Source organism: Bacteroides hominis, from assembly GCF_033042785.2.
GTDB classification, from domain to species: Bacteria; Bacteroidota; Bacteroidia; order Bacteroidales; family Bacteroidaceae; genus Bacteroides; species Bacteroides hominis.
The window spans coordinates 3,013,002-3,032,907 of the sequence record NZ_CP178829.1; the positions used below are offsets into that span (position 1 = coordinate 3,013,002).

The window sequence follows — 19,906 nt, forward strand, 5'->3', positions numbered from 1 at the left end:
GCCAGGATGAAGTTTAATTACCATTTTAGATACGTTTGTTTTCGGTCCTTTAGCACTTTGAACAGAGGAATTTGTCGTTTTATAATTGATTTCTTAGTCTCTTTCTATCCTTTTGGGAGTATCTGTATTCTGTGAAAAAACAGACGAAGGAAATTTAGACAGGCTTTTATGGCAAATAGAATTAAAAACAATCCCTTAGCTTGCGTGCTATTTATTAATTAGCTGGTATATAATAAAATATTTAATTAATATAGCTGTTGTATAATAAAAAATACTATCTTTGCTCCCGATAACATAAATATTAATTAGTCGATACCATGAAAAAAGCTGTAATTCTATTTTCGCTTTTCTGTTTTCTGTGTGCTATACCGGTAGTTCGAGCCGCAGATACAATTTTTGTTCGTGAGACCCGTATTCCTATTTTGATAGAGAGACAAGATAATGTCTTGTTCTATCTTCGTTTGGATGCTAAAGAGAGCCAGACTCTTAATGATGTAGTGTTGAATTTTGGTAAAGGAGTGGATCTGTCTGAAATTCAGTCTATAAAACTTTATTATGGTGGTACAGAAGCATTGCAGGACAGAGATAAGAAACGTTTTGCTCCTGTGGGATACATCTCCAGTAACACTCCGGGAAAAACGCTTGCCGCCAATCCTTCTTATTCAATAAAAAAATCGGAGGTGAGTAATCCTGGCAATCAAGTTGTTTTGAAAGGGAACCAAAAACTGTTTCCGGGAATCAACTATTTCTGGATTAGCCTGCAAATGAAGCCGGGTACATCCCTTACCAGTAAGGTGACTGCCGATATTGCTTCGGTCACTCTGGATGGTAAGAAGGCTCTGTTGGATGTTGTTTCGCAAGAAGGAATTGAACACCGCATGGGGGTAGGAGTACGTCATGCCGGAGATGATAATTCTGCCGCATTCCGTATCCCGGGATTGGTGACTACTAATAAAGGTACACTGCTGGGAGTTTATGATGTACGGTATAATAGTAGCGTGGACTTGCAAGAGCATGTTGATGTTGGTTTAAGCCGCAGTACAGATGGTGGAAAAACCTGGGAGAAAATGCGTTTGCCTTTGGCATTTGGGGAGTTCGGTGGTCTGCCTGCCGGTCAGAATGGAGTAGGAGACCCTTCTATCCTTGTTGATACAAAAACAAATAATGTTTGGGTGGTTGCTGCCTGGACACATGGTATGGGTAACCAACGTGCATGGTGGAGTTCACATCCGGGTATGGATATGAATCATACTGCGCAACTTGTTCTTGCCAAAAGTACGGATGACGGTAAAACGTGGTCTGCACCTATTAATATCACAGAACAGGTAAAAGATCCGTCTTGGTATTTTCTGTTGCAAGGTCCGGGTCGGGGCATCACTATGAGTGACGGTACTTTGGTATTCCCTACTCAGTTTATTGATTCGACACGTGTACCCAATGCAGGTATCATGTATAGCAAAGATGGTGGTAAAAACTGGAAAATGCACAATTATGCACGCACGAATACTACAGAGGCTCAGGTTGCCGAGGTCGAGCCCGGAGTATTGATGTTGAATATGCGTGATAATCGTGGTGGAAGTCGTGCTGTGGCTATTACAAAAGACTTGGGTAAAACATGGACAGAACATGAATCTTCTCGCAAGGCATTGCCGGAATCGGTTTGCATGGCTAGTTTGATAAGCGTGAAAGCCAAAGATAATGTTTTGGGCAAGGATTTATTGATATTCTCTAATCCTAATACGACGAAAGGACGTTATAATACTACTATTAAAATCAGTCTGGATGGTGGTGTGACTTGGTCACCCGAACACCAACTTTTATTGGATGAAGGCAATAACTGGGGTTATTCTTGTCTTACTATGATTGATAAAGAAACGGTTGGTATTCTTTATGAAAGCAGTGTGGCACATATGACATTCCAGGCAGTGAAGTTGAAAGACATTATTAAATGAGAAATTTTCCCCCATAAACTAAATAAACACCGATGAGAAATAAACAAATTTTCTTAATCAGTTTCATTATTTACTTATGCACAATTTCTACGGTCCGGGCAGGTGAATATCACCTGCTTCCGGAGCCGCAAAAGTTTACTCCTTTAAGTTCCAGTTTTGTACTGGGCAGAACAAAGCTTTCTACTCCGGTGCTTCGGCAAGAGTGGGAAGCTTTTGTTGTCGATAGGGGTGGAGTCATTGATGACAAAGCTCGTGCAAGTATTGAAGTGAAACTGGTACCTTCATTAGAAGAGGTACCTTTGAACGCAGACGAAGCTTATCGCCTGGTGGTAAATAATGGTAAAGTTACGGTTGAGGCTGTGACGGAGCATGGTGTATATTGGGCTATGCAAACTTTGGCCCAGTTACAGGATGTGCGAAAGAAAAAGGCAACATTCAACGGTTGTTCAATTGTTGACTGGCCTGCTTTCCGAATACGTGGCTTTATGCAGGATGTAGGGCGTACGTATATGTCGATTGAAGAATTGAAACGTGAAATTGCTGTTCTTTCACGTTTTAAAATTAATGTCTTTCATTGGCACCTGACTGAAAATCAATCGTGGAGGCTGGAAAGTAAAATTTTTCCGATGCTGAATGACAGTGTGAATACGACTCGTATGCCGGGTAAATACTATACATTGGAAGAAGCGAAAGATTTAGTCGCTTTTTGTAAAGCGCATAATATACTTTTAATCCCGGAATTTGATATGCCGGGGCATAGTGAGGCTTTTGTCCGTACATTCCGTCATGATATGCAGAGCCCGGAAGGAATGAAAATTCTTAAATTGCTGGTAGATGAAGTTTGCGAGACTTTTGATGTACCTTATCTTCATATTGGTACGGATGAAGTTCGGTTTACCAATCTAAAGTTCGTTCCGGAAATGGTCGAATATGTCCGTGCCAAAGGAAAGAAAGTAATTTCGTGGAATCCGGGATGGCATTATAAACCTGGCGAAATTGATATGACGCATTTGTGGAGTTATCGTGGAAAAGCCCAAAAAGGTATTCCCGCAATTGATTCTAAGTTTCATTATCTCAATCATTTTGATACTTTTGGCGATATCATTGCATTGTATAACAGCCGTATTTATAATGTTGAGCAAGGAAGTGACGATATTGCAGGGACAATTCTTGCCATCTGGAATGACCGTTACGTAGCTAACGAACGCAATATTATACTTGAGAATAATTTCTATCCTAATATGCTGGCTATTGCTGAACGTGCATGGAAAGGCGGAGGTACAGAATATTTTGATAAGAATGGTACTATCTTACCTTCTGAAGACTCTCCGGAGTTTAAAGAATTTGCTGATTTTGAGAATCGTATGCTTTGGCATAAAGAGCATACATTTAAGGGATATCCGTTCGCCTATGTAAAACAGACGAATGTAAAATGGAATATTACTGATGCATTTCCTAATGGTGGAGATTTGAATAAAGTCTTTCCTCCGGAACAGGAATTGAAGGATTCTTATTTATATGAAGGAAAAGAGTATGGGGTACACCCTGCCATTGGTGCGGGTATCTATCTTCGTCATGTATGGGGGAAAATGGTACCTACTTTCTATAAAGATCCGCAAGAGAATCATACGGCTTATGCCTATACATGGGTTTACTCTCCAAAAGATCAGGAAGTAGGGCTATGGGCTGAATTTCAGAATTATGGTCGTTCGGAAATGGACTTGGCTCCGTTACAAGGTAAATGGGACTATAAAGGCAGCCGTATCTGGATCAATAATGAAGAAATACAGCCACCTGTATGGACAGCTACTCATCGTACAAAGAGTAATGAAATAGCGTTGGGAAATGAAAATTGTGTGGCACGTCCGCCTATCGCCGTACATCTGAATAAAGGCTGGAATAAAGTTTTCCTGAAATTGCCGGTTGGCAAATTCAATATGCCCGAGGTGCGGTTGGTGAAGTGGATGTTTACTACAGTTTTTGTAACTCCTGACGGAGAAAATGCAGTGGACGGACTTATCTATTCGCCCGACAAAACGAAGTGATCGAGAAAAAATAAAAACGAATGAAGAAAATTTTATTAATGATGTTGTTGCTCGCCTCAATGGCGGGCAACGCACAGGAACGCAAATATTCTACGTTCTATTATCAACGTGCAACTCTGTTTGAGGAGCTGCCTGTGACTTCAAAAGATATCATTTTTCTGGGTAATAGTATTACTAACGGGGGAGAATGGAGTGAATTATTGAATAATAAGCATGTCAAAAACCGGGGAATCAGTGGTGATATCTGTATGGGTGTTTATGATCGGCTGGATGCGATTTTAAAAGGAAAACCCGCTAAAATATTCTTGTTGATCGGTATAAATGATGTAAGCCGGGGCACCTCTGCGGATACAATTGTTCATCGTATTGGTATGATTACTCAAAAAATTAAACAAGAATCTCCAAAAACAAAGCTATATTTGCAAAGTGTACTTCCGGTAACCGATCATTATAAGATGTTTGGCGGACATACGTCACGTTGGCAAGAGGTGAAAAAGATTAATGAAGGGCTGCTTCGGCTGGCTGACAGAGAACACGTGACCTATATTGATCTCTATTCTCATTTTGTTGATGAGAAGACCGGCAAGATGAATATTGAGTATACAAATGATGGTTTACACTTACTGGGTAAAGGCTACCTTAAATGGGTGGATATTGTTAAACCTTATATAAACAAGAAATGAAAAAGATACTATTCTTATCTCTATTTTTGATGATTTGCGCAGTTTTGTCCGCACAGAAGCGGATAAAAGTTGCTTGCGTGGGGAATAGTATTACGTATGGGTATACTCTTCCAAATCCGGCAACGGATTCTTATCCTTCACAGTTGCAGCAACTTTTGGGCGATACTTATGAAGTTGGAAATTTCGGAAAATCAGGGGCTACTTTATTAAATAAAGGACACCGCCCTTACATGCAGCAGGAAGAATTTAAAAAAGCGCTTGCATTTGCCGGTGATATTGTTGTTATTCACTTGGGAATCAATGATACGGATCCTCGTGACTGGCCGAACTATCGTGATCATTTCGTGAAAGATTATCTGGCATTGATTGATTCTTTCCGTGTTGTTAATCCTAAATGTCATATTATTATTGCCCGACTGACACCGATTGCCGATCGTCATCCTCGTTTTGAGTCGGGTACCCGTGATTGGCATGGAGAAATTCAGCAAAGTATCGAGACAATAGCTAAATATGCCGGGGTTCAGTTGATAGATTTCCATGCGCCGCTTTATCCGTATCCGTATCTTCTTCCGGATGCTGTACATCCTAATGTAGAGGGTGCCGGCATTCTTGCGAAAACGGTATATTCTGCGATTACGGGAGATTTCGGTGGATTACACTTATCTGAACTGTATACTGACAATATGGTGCTTCAACATGGGCAGCCTCTGACTATCCGTGGCAAAGCAAACGCAGGAGAAAAAGTGACTGTAGCAATAGCTAAACAGAAACAGTCTGTGAAAACTGCTTCCAATGGTGATTGGGCGATCACTCTCCAGCCTTTGAAGGCTGGAGGCCCATATACTTTGACTGTTTCTGCCGGAAAGCAGAAACAAGCTTTCAATAATGTATTAGCCGGAGAGGTATGGCTTTGTTCCGGACAATCGAACATGGAGTTCTATCTTGGTTGGAGTAAAACTGCTAAAAGGGATATTCCGCAAGCCGCCAATGATCAGATTCGTTTGTTCGATATGAAGGCGCGCTGGCGTACAGATGCTGTGGAATGGGATGAGTCCGTATTGGATTCATTAAATCATCTGCAATATTATAAAGATACCGAATGGACAGTTTGTTCGCCTGCTACTGCCGGTTCTTTTTCTGCGGTAGCTTACTATTTTGGTAAAATGCTGCAGGACAGTCTAAAGGTACCTGTCGGATTGATTTGTAACGCAATCGGCGGTTCGCCTACCGAAGCATGGGTAGACCGTAATACATTGGAATATAAATTTCCGGCTATATTACGTAATTGGACTCAAAATGACTTTATCCAAGACTGGGTACGCGGTCGTGCCGCCCTTAATGTGAAAAAGGCGGATAGCAAACAGCAACGTCATCCTTATGAACCTTGTTACCTGTATGAGGCCGGTATCCGTCCTTTAGAACAATATCCTATTAAAGGTATTATTTGGTATCAGGGTGAATCGAATGCACATAATCGTGAGGCACACGAGAAATTGTTTAAACTATTGGTTGAAAGTTGGCGTAAAAACTGGGAAAATAAAGATTTGCCATTTTATTATGTGCAGTTGTCAAGCATCAATCGTCCGTCATGGCCATGGTTCCGTGATAGCCAGCGCAGAATGATGTATGAGATTCCTAATACAGGTATGGCAGTATCGAGTGACCTGGGTGATTCGCTTGATGTACACCCCAAGCACAAACAGCCGGTTGGGGAGCGTTTGGCACATTGGGCTTTGAATCAGACTTATGGAAAGAAGAATGTAACGCCTTCGGGGCCGATGTTCCGCAATGTAGAGTTCCGTGATGGTGCTGCTTACGTGTCATTTGATTGTGCTGAAGGTATGCATTCATCGGATGGGAAACCGTTACGGACATTCGAAGTGGCTGAAACAGAGGATGTTTATTATCCGGCTACAGCCGAAGTTGTAGGAAATCAAATAAAAGTATATAGTAAAGAAGTGAAGAATCCTCTTCGTGTACGTTACGGCTGGCAGCCTTTCACCCGGGCCAATCTGGTCAATGGTGATGGTTTACCGGCATCTACGTTCCGTACGGACTGGGGAAGATAAACTTGAAAAAGAGAGCAGTTTATGATGAAAAAATTATTGTATGGACTTGTATGTTGTTGCGGTTTAGCTTATGGGCAAAACAGGGACACTTCGGATGTGTTAATGTTGAATGACGATTGGTCATTCTCACAGGTGGGGGCAGAAAAATGGCTACCAGCTACTGTCCCGGGCACTGTTCATCAGGATTTGATTCATCATAAATTGCTACCCGATCCGTTCTATGGTACCAATGAAAAGAAGATTCAGTGGGTGGAAAATGAGGATTGGGAATATAAAACCAGTTTTGTCGTTACAGAAGAGCAGTTGAAGAGAGATGCCGCCCAGCTTTCCTTTGAGGGACTGGATACTTATGCGGATGTTTATTTGAATGGTTCTCTGATTCTGAAATCAGATAATATGTTTGTGGGCTATGTAGTTCCCGTAAAACAAGTATTACGTAAAGGGGAGAATCTGCTGCATGTTTATTTTCATTCTCCGATAAAACAAACCCTTCCACAGTGGTCCTCCAATGGATTTAATTATCCGGCAGATAATGATCACCACGAAAAACGTCTTAGTGTATTTACCAGGAAAGCTCCTTATAGTTATGGATGGGATTGGGGAATCCGTATGGTTACAAGCGGTATCTGGCGTCCTGTTACTCTTCGTTTTTATGATGTTGCTACTATTGCAGATTTTCATGTGAAGCAGCTTAGTCTGACAGATCAGGTTGCAAAACTCTCTAATGAATTGGAAATTAATAGTATTTCTGAGAAAGAAAAGCCTGCTGAGGTCTTGATCTCTTATTCATTGGAAGGAGGAGAGGAAGTGATGGTAAAGGAAAATGTAACATTAAAACCGGGTTTTAATCAAGTCCAAATTCCATTGGATATTCAGAACCCCGTGCGTTGGATGCCCAATGGGTGGGGGAAACCTCATTTATATGATTTCTCAGTGCAGGTGGTGTGTGATGGCAAAACGGTCGCCGCACGACAGCATCGAATCGGCCTTCGTACGATACGCGTAGTGAACGAAAAAGACAAAGATGGAGAATCTTTTTATTTTGAGGTGAATGGCATCCCGATGTTCGCAAAAGGAGCAAACTATATTCCTGATGATGCGTTGCTCCCCAATATAACTACCGAACGTTATAGGACTCTGTTTCAGGATATGAAAGAGGCTAATATGAATATGGTTCGTATATGGGGTGGGGGAACTTATGAAGACGATCGCTTCTATGATCTGGCAGATGAAACTGGTATTCTTGTCTGGCAGGATTTTATGTTTGCATGTACTTCCTATCCAAGTGACCCTACTTTCTTGAAGCGAGTGGAAGAGGAGGCGGAATATAATATCAAACGTCTGCGAAACCACGCTTCACTCGCCATGTGGTGTGGGAATAATGAAATTCTGGAAGGATTAAAATACTGGGGATGGCAAAAGAATTATACTCCGGAAGTATATGAAAACATGTTCCGGGGATATGATAAGTTATTCCGGGGATTGCTGCCTGCAAAGGTGAAAGAACTTGATGAAGGGCGTTTCTACAAACATACTTCTCCCTATTTCGCAAATTGGGGACGTCCGGAGTCCTGGGGCACTGGCGATAGTCATAACTGGGGTGTGTGGTATGGCAAAAAGCCTTTTGAGTCATTAGATACCGATTTGCCTCGTTTCATGAGCGAATTCGGTTTCCAGTCGTTCCCTGAAATGAAGACGATTGCTACTTTTGCGTCTCCGAAAGATTATCAGATTGAATCGGAGGTAATGAACGGACACCAGAAAAGCAGTATCGGTAACGATTTGATACGAACTTATATGGAGCGTGATTATGTTGTTCCTGAGAAGTTTGAAGACTTTGTATATATCGGACTTGTACTTCAGGGGCATGGTATGCGCCATGGCATGGAAGCACATCGTCGCAACCGGCCTTATTGTATGGGGACATTGTACTGGCAGCTTAATGATAGTTGGCCTGTCGTTTCCTGGTCAAGTATAGACTATTATGGCAATTGGAAGGCATTGCACTATCAGGCAAAGCGAGCTTTTGCACCACTGCTGGTCAATGCGATGCAAGAAGGTGATAGTTTGAGTGTTTATCTGATATCTGATTTGTTGGAGAAACAGAGTCAACTTACACTTGAAATGAAAGTGATTGACTTTAATGGCAAGACATTAGATAAGGAAGTTGTCAGGGCAGTCGAGGTTCCGGCGAATGTTTCTTCTTGCATCTTTCGTAAACCGTTGAGTGAGTGGGTGACATCGGAACATCGTAAAAACAGTTTCTTACTACTTGCTTTGAAAGATAAAACCGGTAAGAAAATAGCTGAAGAGGTTTATTTCTTTAATAAGACTAAGGATTTGGAGTTGCCCCAAACAAATGTTTCTATGAAAGTAAAGCAATCCGATGGTAAGTGTGAAGTGACCTTATCGTCTTCTAAGCTGGCTAAAGATGTATTTATCCAGATTCCTGTTCAGGGCGCCCGTTTCAGTGATAATTTCTTTGATCTGTTGCCGGGGGAAAACAAGAAGATAACGATTACGTCTCCGGATATTAAGAAAGGAGAACAGCAAAATATTACAGTGAAACATGTACGAGATACCTATAACTAACACCTATTAAATAATTTGTATGAGAAATCTTTTTAAAATTGCCGGTTTACTGGCGCTCACGGGATTTATTTCTTCGTGTAACGACAAAGAGACTACAGCTAATTACCAGGTAATTCCTTTACCTCAGGAAATTACTACTGCTCAAAGCCAACCATTTACATTGAATGGTAGTGTGAAAATCATCTATCCGGAAGGAAATGAGAAGATGCAACGTAATGCCCAATTTCTGGCGAATTATCTGAAGAAAGCTACAGGTAAGGATTATGCAGTTGAAGCTGGAACTGAAGGTAAAGGTGCTATTCTGCTTAAATTGGGTATGGAATCAGAGAACCCTGAAGCTTATCAGTTGAGTGTGAATGCAGATGGTGTAACCATTGCTGCTCCCACTGAAGCCGGTGTATTCTATGGTATCCAGACGTTACGCAAGTCTATTCCGGTTGCCATTGGTACAACTCCTTCATTGCCGGCTGTAGAAATCAACGACTATCCTCGTTTCAGCTATCGTGGTGCCCATTTTGATGTGGGACGTCATTTCTTCACAGTAGATGAAGTAAAGACATATATCGATATGATGGCTTTGCATAACATGAACCGTTTGCATTGGCATTTGACAGAGGACCAGGGTTGGAGACTTGAGATCAAGAAATATCCTAAGTTGACAGAAATCGGTTCAAAGAGATCGGAAACTGTAATCGGACGTAATTCAGGAGAATATGATGGAAAACCTTATGGTGGTTTCTATACTCAGGAAGAAGCAAAAGAAATCGTAGCTTATGCTGCCGATCGTTATATCACTGTTATTCCGGAAATTGACCTTCCGGGACATATGCAGGGAGCATTGGCTGCTTATCCCCATTTGGGATGTACCGGTGGTCCGTATGAAGTTTGGAAGATATGGGGAGTATCCGATCAGGTATTGTGTGCAGGTAACGACAGCGTACTGACCTTTATCGATGATGTACTGACAGAAGTTATGGATATCTTCCCATCTGAATATATTCATGTTGGTGGTGATGAATGTCCGAAGAGTGAATGGGCGAAATGTCCGAAGTGTCAGGCTCGTATCAAAGCTTTGGGAATCAAGAGTGATGCTAAGCATTCAAAAGAAGAGTATTTGCAGAGTTTTGTTATCAACCATGCAGAAAAATTCCTGAACGAGCACGGACGTCAGATTATCGGCTGGGATGAAATTTTGGAAGGTGGACTCGCTCCGAATGCAACCGTGATGTCATGGCGTGGTGAAGGTGGCGGTATCGAGGCTGCCAAGCAGAAACATGATGTTATCATGACTCCGAACACTTATCTATACTTTGACTACTATCAGACCAAAGATACTGAGAATGAACCTTTGGCTATTGGTGGTTATTTACCTTTGGAGAGAGTGTATAGTTATGAGCCAATGCCCTCTTCATTGACTCCGGAAGAGCAAAAATATATTATTGGTGTACAAGCTAATCTTTGGACGGAATACATTCCTACTTTCTCTCAGGCTCAGTATATGGTGTTGCCGCGTTGGGCTGCTTTAGCAGAGGTGCAATGGTCTAATCCTGAAAAGAAGAATTATGAAAACTTCCTGACCCGTTTGCCACAATTGATTAATATATATGAAGCTGAAGGATATAATTATGCCAAACATGTATTTGATGTGAAATCCGAGTTTGTTGCTAATTCGGCCACAGGAGCAGTAGATGTAGTGATGACTACTATTGACGGTGCTCCCATCCATTATACATTAGATGGAACTGAGCCTACGGCAGCTTCTCCCGTATGTGACAGTATTCTTACGATTAAGGAAAGTTGTACTTTAAAGGCGGTTGCTGTTCGTCCTACCGGAAACAGCAAAATGCTGACTGAAAAGATTGCTTTCAGTAAATCTACTTCAAAGCCTATTAAAGCTAATCAGCCTGTAAACAAGCAATATGAGTTTGGTGGTGTTTCTACATTAGTAGACGGACTGAAAGGAAATGGTAACTACAAAACCGGCCGTTGGATCGCATTCTATAAGAATGATATGGATGTAACAATTGACTTGCAGCAACCTACCGAAATTTCAAGTGTGGCTATTACAACTTGTGTTGAGAAGGGTGACTGGGTATTCGATGCACGTTCTTTCTCAATTGAGGTTTCAGATGATGATAAGACTTTTACTAAAGTTGCTTCTGAAGCATATCCCGAGATGAAAGAGACAGATCGCAATGGGCTTTATGAGCACAAATTGACTTTTGATCCGGTGAAAACCCGTTATGTGAAAGTGGTTGCAACGTCGGAACACTCCATTCCGGCATGGCATGGTGGTAAAGGTAATCCGGGCTTCTTATTTGTAGATGAAATTACGTTGAATTGAAAAAATAGAAATGACAGAAACTAAAACGATTCGTTTTCTTTCTATCATTGGATGTTTACTTGCCGGGATGGTTGCTTCGTGCAGCTCCCGGCAAGTTGCGCCTAATGAAGAAGGGATTAGCGTGCAGAAAATGACCGGATTCCCCGAAGGAGAACCCGGTTTTTCTTTGGGTGTATCGGCATGTTATGCCGGCATCTATCAGGGAGAGTTATTGATTGCCGGCGGATGTAATTTTCCGGAAATGCCGGCAGCCGAAGGAGGAAAGAAGAAATTCTACCAAAGTATTTATGCCGCTGACGCTTCTGCAGACTCAGTTTTCATATGGAGACAGGTCGGTCAGCTGCCTGTTGCTGCTGCTTATGGAGTTTCGGTTTCGACTCCTCAAGGGGTAGTTTGTGTGGGTGGATCGAACGAAAATGGATCCTTATCTGCTGTTTACCGCCTTTCTTTGACTGACGATAAACAGACTGTGATTGTAGATACACTACCTTCTTTACCTTGTACAATGGATAATATGAGCGGTTCAGTAGTGGATTATACACTTTTCGTAGCCGGAGGCAATGTGGATGGTAAACCTTCGAATGCACTTTATTGCCTCAGTCTGAGTAGCCCGGAGACCGGATGGCAGAGGCTTCCCGATTTTCCGGGTTCTCCCCGTGTACAACCGGTATGTGTAGGACAACGTAAAGAGGGGGAAACCCTTCTATATTTATGGGGAGGTTTTGCCGGTGCATCCGATGGACGGTCTGCAAGCCTTTCTACTGACGGATATTGCTATTCTCCATCTTTGCAACAATGGCAGTCGGTATCTGTTCCGGTTGGCAATGATTCTGTGCTTGTCGCTTTGGGTGGTGGAGCCGGTATAGCGCTGACGGACAGTTTGATACTTTGTACCGGTGGAGTCAACAAAGATATTTTCTTTTCTGCTCTTCAGCGCGAGGAAATGATGAAGACAGCCGTGGCCAATGGCAAGCAAACTGTTGTAGACAGTCTGAAGTTGGAAGCAAAAAAGTATATGTTGCATCCGGCAGGATGGTATCGTTTTAATGACCGGATTTTGATTTATAATACACGTCGGGATAAGTGGGAAGAGGCTGTTCGGAGTGAAGATGTTGCCCGTGCCGGTGCTGCATTGACAGGGCAGGGACAGACCTTCTTTAATATCAATGGTGAGCTGAAGCCGGGAATCCGTACCCCGGAAATAGTTAAGATAATGATTGACTGATTGCAGATAATCTGACATTTTACTTATATTTGTACATTGAAAACAAAAAACTAAAACCAATCATATCATGATAAAACCTACAATGAAAATTTGTACTTTCTTGCTTGCAGCCGGTTTGATGATAGCAACAGCTGGTGTGAAAGCGCAGTCTGTCATTCCTATTCCTCTCCGGATGGAGCAAGGTAGCGGTACTTTTCTATTTACCGGTGACACTAAGCTGTATACCAACCTGAAAGGTGAAGAGAAGAAAATGTTGATGGATTATCTGGAGACATTACCTATCCATTTCAAAAACGGTAAAAAGCAAACGAAAGATAACGTGGTCTCTCTTATGATAACGAAGGCTAATCCTCAGTTATCTTCTCCCGAGAGCTATACACTGGAGGTAACTCCGCATAAAATAACAGTGCAGGCTACTTCCGGTGCCGGATTATTCTATGGTGTTCAGACTCTTTTGCAAATGGCTCAACCTGCAATGGAGGGTGCCTGGTCAGTTCAGGCTACGACGATTCAGGATTCGCCACGTTTCGAATACCGTGGGCTGATGCTTGACGTTTCCCGCCATTTTCGTTCTAAAGAGTTTGTGAAAAAGCAGATAGATGCATTGGCTTATTATAAACTTAATCGCCTGCATTTGCATCTTACCGATGCTGCCGGTTGGCGTATCGAGATTAAGAAATATCCTTTATTGACGGAACTTGCTGCCTGGCGTCCGGAAGCCAACTGGAAAAGATGGTGGAATGAAGGTGGGCGGAAATATTGTCGTTTTGATGCTCCCGGTGCTTCCGGAGGTTATTATACGCAGGATGATATTCGTGAATTGGTCAATTATGCCCGTGAACGTCATATTACTATTATTCCTGAGATAGAGATGCCTGCCCATTCGGAAGAGGTTCTGACTGCCTATCCGGAACTGTCTTGTTCAGGTGAACCTTATAAGAATGCCGATTTTTGTGTAGGAAATGAGAAAACTTTTACTTTTCTTGAAGATGTGTTGACGGAAGTTATGGAGCTTTTCCCTTCCCAATACATTCATGTTGGAGGTGATGAGGCCGGAAAAGCTGCTTGGAAAACCTGCCCTAAATGCCAAAAACGCATGAAGGATGAGCAACTGGATAATGTAGATGAGTTACAGAGTTATCTGATTCATCGTGTGGAGGTATTCCTCAATGCCCATGGCCGCAAGTTACTGGGATGGGATGAAATTCTGCAAGGTGGATTGGCACCTAATGCCACTGTAATGTCATGGCGTGGTGAACAAGGTGGAATTGCTGCCGTAAAATCGGGTCATCAGGCAATAATGACTCCCGGTTCGCACTGTTATATAGATAGTTATCAGGATGCTCCTTATTCTCAGCCCGAAGCCATCGGAGGATATCTGCCATTGGAAAAAGTATACTCTTACAATCCGATTCCCGCTTCGCTTACACCCGATGAAGCAAAATTGATTTATGGTGTTCAAGCCAATCTTTGGGCAGAATATATTCAGACTGACGAGCATTGTGAATACATGATTTACCCTCGTATTCTTGCGCTGGCAGAGGTCGCGTGGTCTGCACCTGAACGGAAATCATGGACCGATTTTCGTCCCCGTGCTTTAAAGGCTGTAGGATATTTACAATCCAAAGGATATCATCCGTTCGATTTGAAAAAGGAGATCGGCAATCGGCCGGAAGCAGCGCAACCGATTCAGCATCTTGCATTGGGCAAGACCGTAAAATATAATGCTCCCTACAATTCGTCTTATCCGGCACAAGGTGATAAAACCCTGACTGATGGAATCCGTGGGAGTTGGACCTATAGCGACGGGGCATGGCAGGGATTTATTTCCCGCGATCGTTTGGACGTAACTATCGATATGGGAGAATCGACAGATCTGCATTTGATTGGTGCTGATTTTATGCAGGTAGTGGGTCCTGAAGTATTTCTACCTGTCGAAGTGATAATTTCTGTCTCGGAAGATGGAGAAAACTTCACTGAGCTGAGCCGTCAGACGCATGAAGTGGTTAAATCGGATGCTGTAGTATTTAAGAACTATGCATGGAACGGAAATGCTAAAGGACGTTATGTCCGTTACCAGGCTCGTGCCGGAGAGGAATTCGGGGGATGGGTGTTTACAGACGAAATCGTTGTAAAGTAACTCTTTCCGCAGGTCCGGTAAAACCGAACGTATAAATTAGATAAATATAGAGTATTGAAAGAATGAAGAAACTACCTTATTTAGTATCACTTGCAGCCGTTTGGCTGTCCATAGCAGTAGCTTCTGCGCAAGAGAGTCCGGTGGATTATGTGAACCCGTTTATCGGAACAACGAATTACGGAACAACGAATCCCGGAGCCATCTGTCCTCAAGGCATGATGTCGGTTGTCCCTTTCAATGTGATGGGAGGAAAGTCCGTTGGTAATAAAATAGATAAAGACAGCCAATGGTGGTCTACTCCTTATGAACATACCAATGCTTATTTTACCGGATTTTCACACGTCAATCTGAGTGGAGTGGGATGTCCGGAGTTGGGCTCTTTACTGTTGATGCCTACAACCGGAAAGCTGAACGTCGATTATTTACAGTACGGAAGTGCTTATAAAGACGAAAAGGCCACGCCCGGTTATTACTCGAATATCCTGACTAAATACGGAATCAAGAATGAGGTTTCGGCCACTTTACGTACCGGAATCACTCGTTTCACTTTTCCTAAAGGAGAAAGTAATATTTTGCTGAATCTTGGCGAAGGGTTGACTAATGAAACGGGAGCTACCGTCCGTTTTGTCAATGAGCGTGAGATAGAGGGGACTAAACTGCTGGGTACTTTTTGCTACAATCCGCAAGCTGTGTTTCCCATTTATTTTGTAATGCGTATCAATAAAATCCCTCGTGCCCGTGGCTATTGGAAAAAGATGCGTCCGATGACAGTAGAAGCCCAGTGGGACAATACGTCCGGCAAGAATAAATTGTATACTGCTTATACCAAGGAGATGAGTGGCGATGACATTGGTACATGGTTTACTTTCGATACCGAAGAAGGCGAAACCATTGAGGTAAGCATGGGAGTGTCCTTTGTCAGCATAGCCAATGCCCGTCTTAATCTGGATAAGGAACAGGCTGGTAAAGGATTTGATCAGATTCGTGCCGAAGCACGTTCCATGTGGGAGGACGATCTCTCGCGTATCCTCGTTGAAGGTGGCACGAAAGAGCAGAAGACAGTATTCTATACCGCTATGTATCACTTGCTGATCCATCCGAATATTTTGCAGGATGTGAACGGACAATATCCGGCTATGGAAGGCAGTGAGATCCTTACAACGAAGGGAAATCGTTATACCGTGTTTTCTCTTTGGGATACCTATCGTAATGTACATCAGCTGATGACCCTGCTTTTCCCTGATCGCCAACTGGATATGGTTCGCACGATGGTCGATATGTATAAAGAACACGGCTGGCTGCCCAAATGGGAACTTTACGGCCGTGAAACGCTTACTATGGAGGGTGATCCGAGTATTCCTGTTATCGTAGATACCTGGATGAAAGGCTTACGTGACTTTGATGTACAGGCAGCTTATGAAGCCATGTATAAGTCCGCTACGACTCCGGGTAAAGATAATCTGATGCGTCCCGATATCGATGATTACATTGCTAAAGGATATGTACCTTTGACAGAGCAGTATGACAATTCTGTTTCGCATGCACTTGAATATTATATTGCCGATTATGCCTTGTCTCGTTTTGCTCAGGCTTTAGGAAAGAAAGAAGATGCAAAATTGTTCTATGACCGTTCATTGGGTTATAAACATTATTACAGCAAAGAATTTGGTACATTGCGTCCTATTTTACCCGATGGAACATTTTACTCTCCGTTCGACCCGATGGAGGGTGCCAATTTTGCTCCCAGTCCCGGTTTTCATGAAGGCAATTCCTGGAACTACACTTTTTATGTTCCCCATGACATTGCAGGTTTAACCCGTCTGATGGGAGGTAAGAAGAAGTTTGTGGATAAATTGCAGAAAGTCTTTGATGAGGGGCTATACGATCCGGCTAATGAACCGGATATTGCCTATCCTTATTTGTTCAGCTACTTCAAGGGAGAAGAGTGGCGTACTCAGAAACAGGTGAAACGGCTGCTTGCTGAATATTTCACTGACCAGCCTAATGGTATTCCCGGTAATGATGACACCGGAACTATGTCGGCATGGGCCATTTTCAGTATGATAGGCCTTTATCCCGACTGTCCGGGAATGCCCGATTATATGCTGACTACACCTACTTTCGACAAAGTGACTATTCGGCTTGACCCGAAGTATTACAAAGAAAAAGAATTGGTTATTACGGCAGTACGTCCCGGAAATGATGCCGATTTGATCAAAGAGGTGAAGTTGAATGGAAAGAAACATGCAGGCTATCGTATCAGCCATGATGAGTTGGTACATGCCGGAACGATGGAATTTATATTAAAATAAAAACAGATCAATCATGAACAAGAAAATCAAAATTGCATTTGCTTCGATGCTCGCTGTGCCACTGTTGGTATGTGCACAGGTCCGTACGGAACAAACCTTTGAAAAAGGGTGGAAGTTTACCCGTGAAGACAGTAAGGACTTCAGTAATTCCACTTATGATGATGCAAAGTGGCAGTCGGTAACGGTACCCCATGATTGGGCTATTTACGGGCCATTCAGCATTAATAACGATAAGCAGAATGTGGCTATTTCGCAAGATGGACAAAAAGAGGCGATGGAGCATGCCGGACGTACCGGTGGGCTTCCTTTTGTAGGTGTAGGATGGTATCGTCTCGATTTTGAGGCTCCTTCATTCAGTAAAGGTAAGAAGGCTACTTTGGTTTTTGATGGTGCTATGAGCCATGCTCATGTCTATATCAACGGACAAGAGGCCGGTTACTGGCCTTACGGTTACAATAGTTTTTATGTGGATGCCACCCCTTATTTGAAGCCGGGTGAAAAGAATACACTGGCTGTTCGTCTTGAAAACGAAAACGAATCTTCACGCTGGTACCCCGGTGCGGGATTGTATCGCAATGTACATCTGGTAGTGAATGAAGACGCTCATATTCCTACTTGGGGTACTCAGTTGACCACTCCGGTAGTGAAGGACGAATTTGCTAAGGTCAATCTGAAGACAAAACTCGATATACCTGCAGGCAAAACATTTGAAGGATACCGTATTGTCACCGAATTGAAGGATAAGAATGGTAAGGTTGTGGCAACTAATGAAAAGCAGGGCAGTCAGTTCGACGGCAATGTTTTTGAACAGGATTTTGTTGTTACTGCTCCGGCTTTGTGGACTCCCGATACTCCTAACCTTTACAATGCGGTTTCAAAAGTGTACGAAGGCAACACTTTGAAGGATGAATATACTACTCCGTTCGGTATCCGTTCCATTGAGATCATTCCGAACAAAGGCTTTTTCCTCAATGGAAAGAAAACCATGTTCAAGGGTGTTTGCAATCATCATGACCTCGGTCCGTTGGGAGGTATCGCCAATGAAGCCGGTATTCGCCGTCAGATCCGTATCCTAAAGGATATGGGGTGTAACGCCATCCGTACTTCACACAATATGCCCGCTCCTGAGTTGATTAAGGCTTGTGATGAGATGGGTATGATGATTATGGCGGAATCATTCGATGAATGGAAAGCGGCCAAAGTGCAGAACGGTTATCATAAAGTTTTTGATGAATGGGCAGAAAAAGATCTGGTGAATCTGATTCATCAGTATCGTAACAATCCAAGTGTGGTTATGTGGTGTATCGGTAATGAAGTGCCGGATCAGTGGAACGGCGATCGTGGACCGAAGCTTTCACGTTTCCTGCAAGACATCTGCCATCGTGAAGACCCTACACGTCCCGTTACTCAGGGTATGGATGCGCCTGATGCTGTGGTTAATAACAACATGGCTGCCGTGATGGATGTAGCCGGTTTCAATTACCGCCCTCACAAATATCAGGAAAATTACAAGAAACTTCCGCAACAGATTATTTTGGGTAGCGAAACTGCTTCTACTGTCAGTTCACGTGGGGTTTACAAGTTCCCGGTGGTACGTCGTGCCATGCAGAAATATGACGACCACCAGTCTTCATCGTATGATGTAGAACACTGTGGTTGGTCCAATCTTCCTGAAGATGATTTTATCCAGCATGAAGATCTGCCTTATTGCATTGGTGAATTTGTATGGACCGGATTCGATTATTTAGGTGAGCCTACTCCGTATTATACTGATTGGCCCAGTCACTCTTCATTGTTTGGGATTATCGACCTTGCCGGACTTCCGAAAGACCGTTATTACCTCTACCGCAGCCACTGGAATAAAGATGCGGAAACCTTGCACATCCTGCCTCACTGGAATTGGGAAGGACGTGAAGGTGAAGTGACCCCTGTATTTGTATATACCAACTATCCTTCGGCCGAGCTGTTTATCAACGGTAAGAGCCAGGGTAAACGCACAAAAGACCTTTCGGTTACAGTACATAATAGTGGTGATTCTGCTTCTGTCGCTAATTTCAAACGTCAGCAGCGTTATCGTCTGATGTGGATGGATACGAAGTATGAACCGGGTACCGTGAAAGTAGTCGCTTATGACAAGGATGGTAAGGCCGTTGCGGAAAAAGAAATTCATACTGCCGGCAAGCCCGATCATATTGAGTTGGTGGCAGACCGCAGTGTGATCGATGCTAATGGTAAGGACCTCTCGTTTGTAACGGTTAAGGTGGTTGATAAAGATGGTAATCTTTGCCCGTTGGCCGACAATGAAATCAGCTTCAAGGTGAAAGGGGCAGGTACTTATCGCGCAGGAGCCAATGGTAATCCGGCTTCACTCGAGTCATTCCAGACTCCGAAGATGAAAGTGTTCAGTGGCATGATGACAGCTATTGTGCAATCTACCGAGAAAGCAGGAAAGATTACACTCGAGGCTGCCGCGAAGGGCCTGAAAAAAGGTACATTGGTGATCGAGAGTAAATAATCCGTTCAGATAAAGATAAGAAAGGAGGG

General features: G+C 43.0%; 10 protein-coding genes. All 10 read left to right on the top strand.

The annotated features are described in order from the left end of the window. Positions 1-317 precede the first annotated feature (317 nt). Positions 318-1,952 carry a sialidase family protein gene (locus R3O62_RS12600; RefSeq protein ID WP_005776517.1) on the top strand — a complete coding sequence of 545 codons (1,635 nt, stop codon included), beginning with the start codon at positions 318-320 and terminating at the stop codon, positions 1,950-1,952. A 32-nt stretch (positions 1,953-1,984) separates the two neighbouring features. Further along, complete coding sequence (locus tag R3O62_RS12605) at positions 1,985-3,997, top strand: family 20 glycosylhydrolase (RefSeq protein ID WP_217736909.1); 2,013 nt, start codon at positions 1,985-1,987, stop codon at positions 3,995-3,997. A gap of 20 nt (positions 3,998-4,017) precedes the next feature. Continuing rightward, positions 4,018-4,680 (top strand): SGNH/GDSL hydrolase family protein, encoded by a 663-nt coding sequence (locus tag R3O62_RS12610; RefSeq protein WP_022012119.1) that lies wholly within the window; start codon positions 4,018-4,020, stop codon positions 4,678-4,680. Continuing rightward, positions 4,677-6,749, top strand: a complete 2,073-nt coding sequence (locus R3O62_RS12615; RefSeq protein WP_032539446.1) for a GDSL-type esterase/lipase family protein — start codon at positions 4,677-4,679, stop codon at positions 6,747-6,749. The genes R3O62_RS12610 and R3O62_RS12615 overlap by 4 nt, the downstream gene beginning before the upstream one ends. A gap of 21 nt (positions 6,750-6,770) precedes the next feature. After that, on the top strand, positions 6,771-9,341 hold the full coding sequence (locus tag R3O62_RS12620; RefSeq protein ID WP_317472841.1) for a beta-mannosidase: 2,571 nt from the start codon (positions 6,771-6,773) through the stop codon (positions 9,339-9,341). 19 nt (positions 9,342-9,360) lie between these two features. Continuing rightward, positions 9,361-11,685, top strand: a complete 2,325-nt coding sequence (locus tag R3O62_RS12625) for a family 20 glycosylhydrolase (protein ID WP_005819544.1) — start codon at positions 9,361-9,363, stop codon at positions 11,683-11,685. 10 nt (positions 11,686-11,695) lie between these two features. Further along, the gene (locus R3O62_RS12630) at positions 11,696-12,910 is read left to right on the top strand and encodes a cyclically-permuted mutarotase family protein (protein ID WP_234164731.1); all 1,215 of its coding nucleotides are present in this window, start codon (positions 11,696-11,698) and stop codon (positions 12,908-12,910) included. Between the two features lie 67 nt (positions 12,911-12,977). After that, positions 12,978-15,050: a family 20 glycosylhydrolase gene (locus R3O62_RS12635; RefSeq protein WP_317472842.1), complete on the top strand. Its 2,073-nt coding sequence runs from the start codon at positions 12,978-12,980 to the stop codon at positions 15,048-15,050. Between the two features lie 62 nt (positions 15,051-15,112). Continuing rightward, positions 15,113-17,362, top strand: coding sequence for a GH92 family glycosyl hydrolase (locus R3O62_RS12640; RefSeq protein ID WP_234070506.1), 2,250 nt, complete (start codon positions 15,113-15,115; stop codon positions 17,360-17,362). A gap of 13 nt (positions 17,363-17,375) precedes the next feature. Further along, positions 17,376-19,877 carry a beta-galactosidase GalB gene (gene galB, locus R3O62_RS12645; protein WP_032530390.1) on the top strand — a complete coding sequence of 834 codons (2,502 nt, stop codon included), beginning with the start codon at positions 17,376-17,378 and terminating at the stop codon, positions 19,875-19,877. The last annotated feature ends 29 nt before the right edge of the window (positions 19,878-19,906 follow it).

Coding starts and splice junctions, on each gene's coding strand:
- galB (WP_032530390.1), top strand. CDS start 17,376: ATGAACAAGAAAATCAAAATTGCATTTGCTTCGATGCTCGCTGTGCCA.
- R3O62_RS12615 (WP_032539446.1), top strand. CDS start 4,677: ATGAAAAAGATACTATTCTTATCTCTATTTTTGATGATTTGCGCAGTT.
- R3O62_RS12610 (WP_022012119.1), top strand. CDS start 4,018: ATGAAGAAAATTTTATTAATGATGTTGTTGCTCGCCTCAATGGCGGGC.
- R3O62_RS12600 (WP_005776517.1), top strand. CDS start 318: ATGAAAAAAGCTGTAATTCTATTTTCGCTTTTCTGTTTTCTGTGTGCT.
- R3O62_RS12605 (WP_217736909.1), top strand. CDS start 1,985: ATGAGAAATAAACAAATTTTCTTAATCAGTTTCATTATTTACTTATGC.
- R3O62_RS12620 (WP_317472841.1), top strand. CDS start 6,771: ATGATGAAAAAATTATTGTATGGACTTGTATGTTGTTGCGGTTTAGCT.
- R3O62_RS12630 (WP_234164731.1), top strand. CDS start 11,696: ATGACAGAAACTAAAACGATTCGTTTTCTTTCTATCATTGGATGTTTA.
- R3O62_RS12635 (WP_317472842.1), top strand. CDS start 12,978: ATGATAAAACCTACAATGAAAATTTGTACTTTCTTGCTTGCAGCCGGT.
- R3O62_RS12625 (WP_005819544.1), top strand. CDS start 9,361: ATGAGAAATCTTTTTAAAATTGCCGGTTTACTGGCGCTCACGGGATTT.
- R3O62_RS12640 (WP_234070506.1), top strand. CDS start 15,113: ATGAAGAAACTACCTTATTTAGTATCACTTGCAGCCGTTTGGCTGTCC.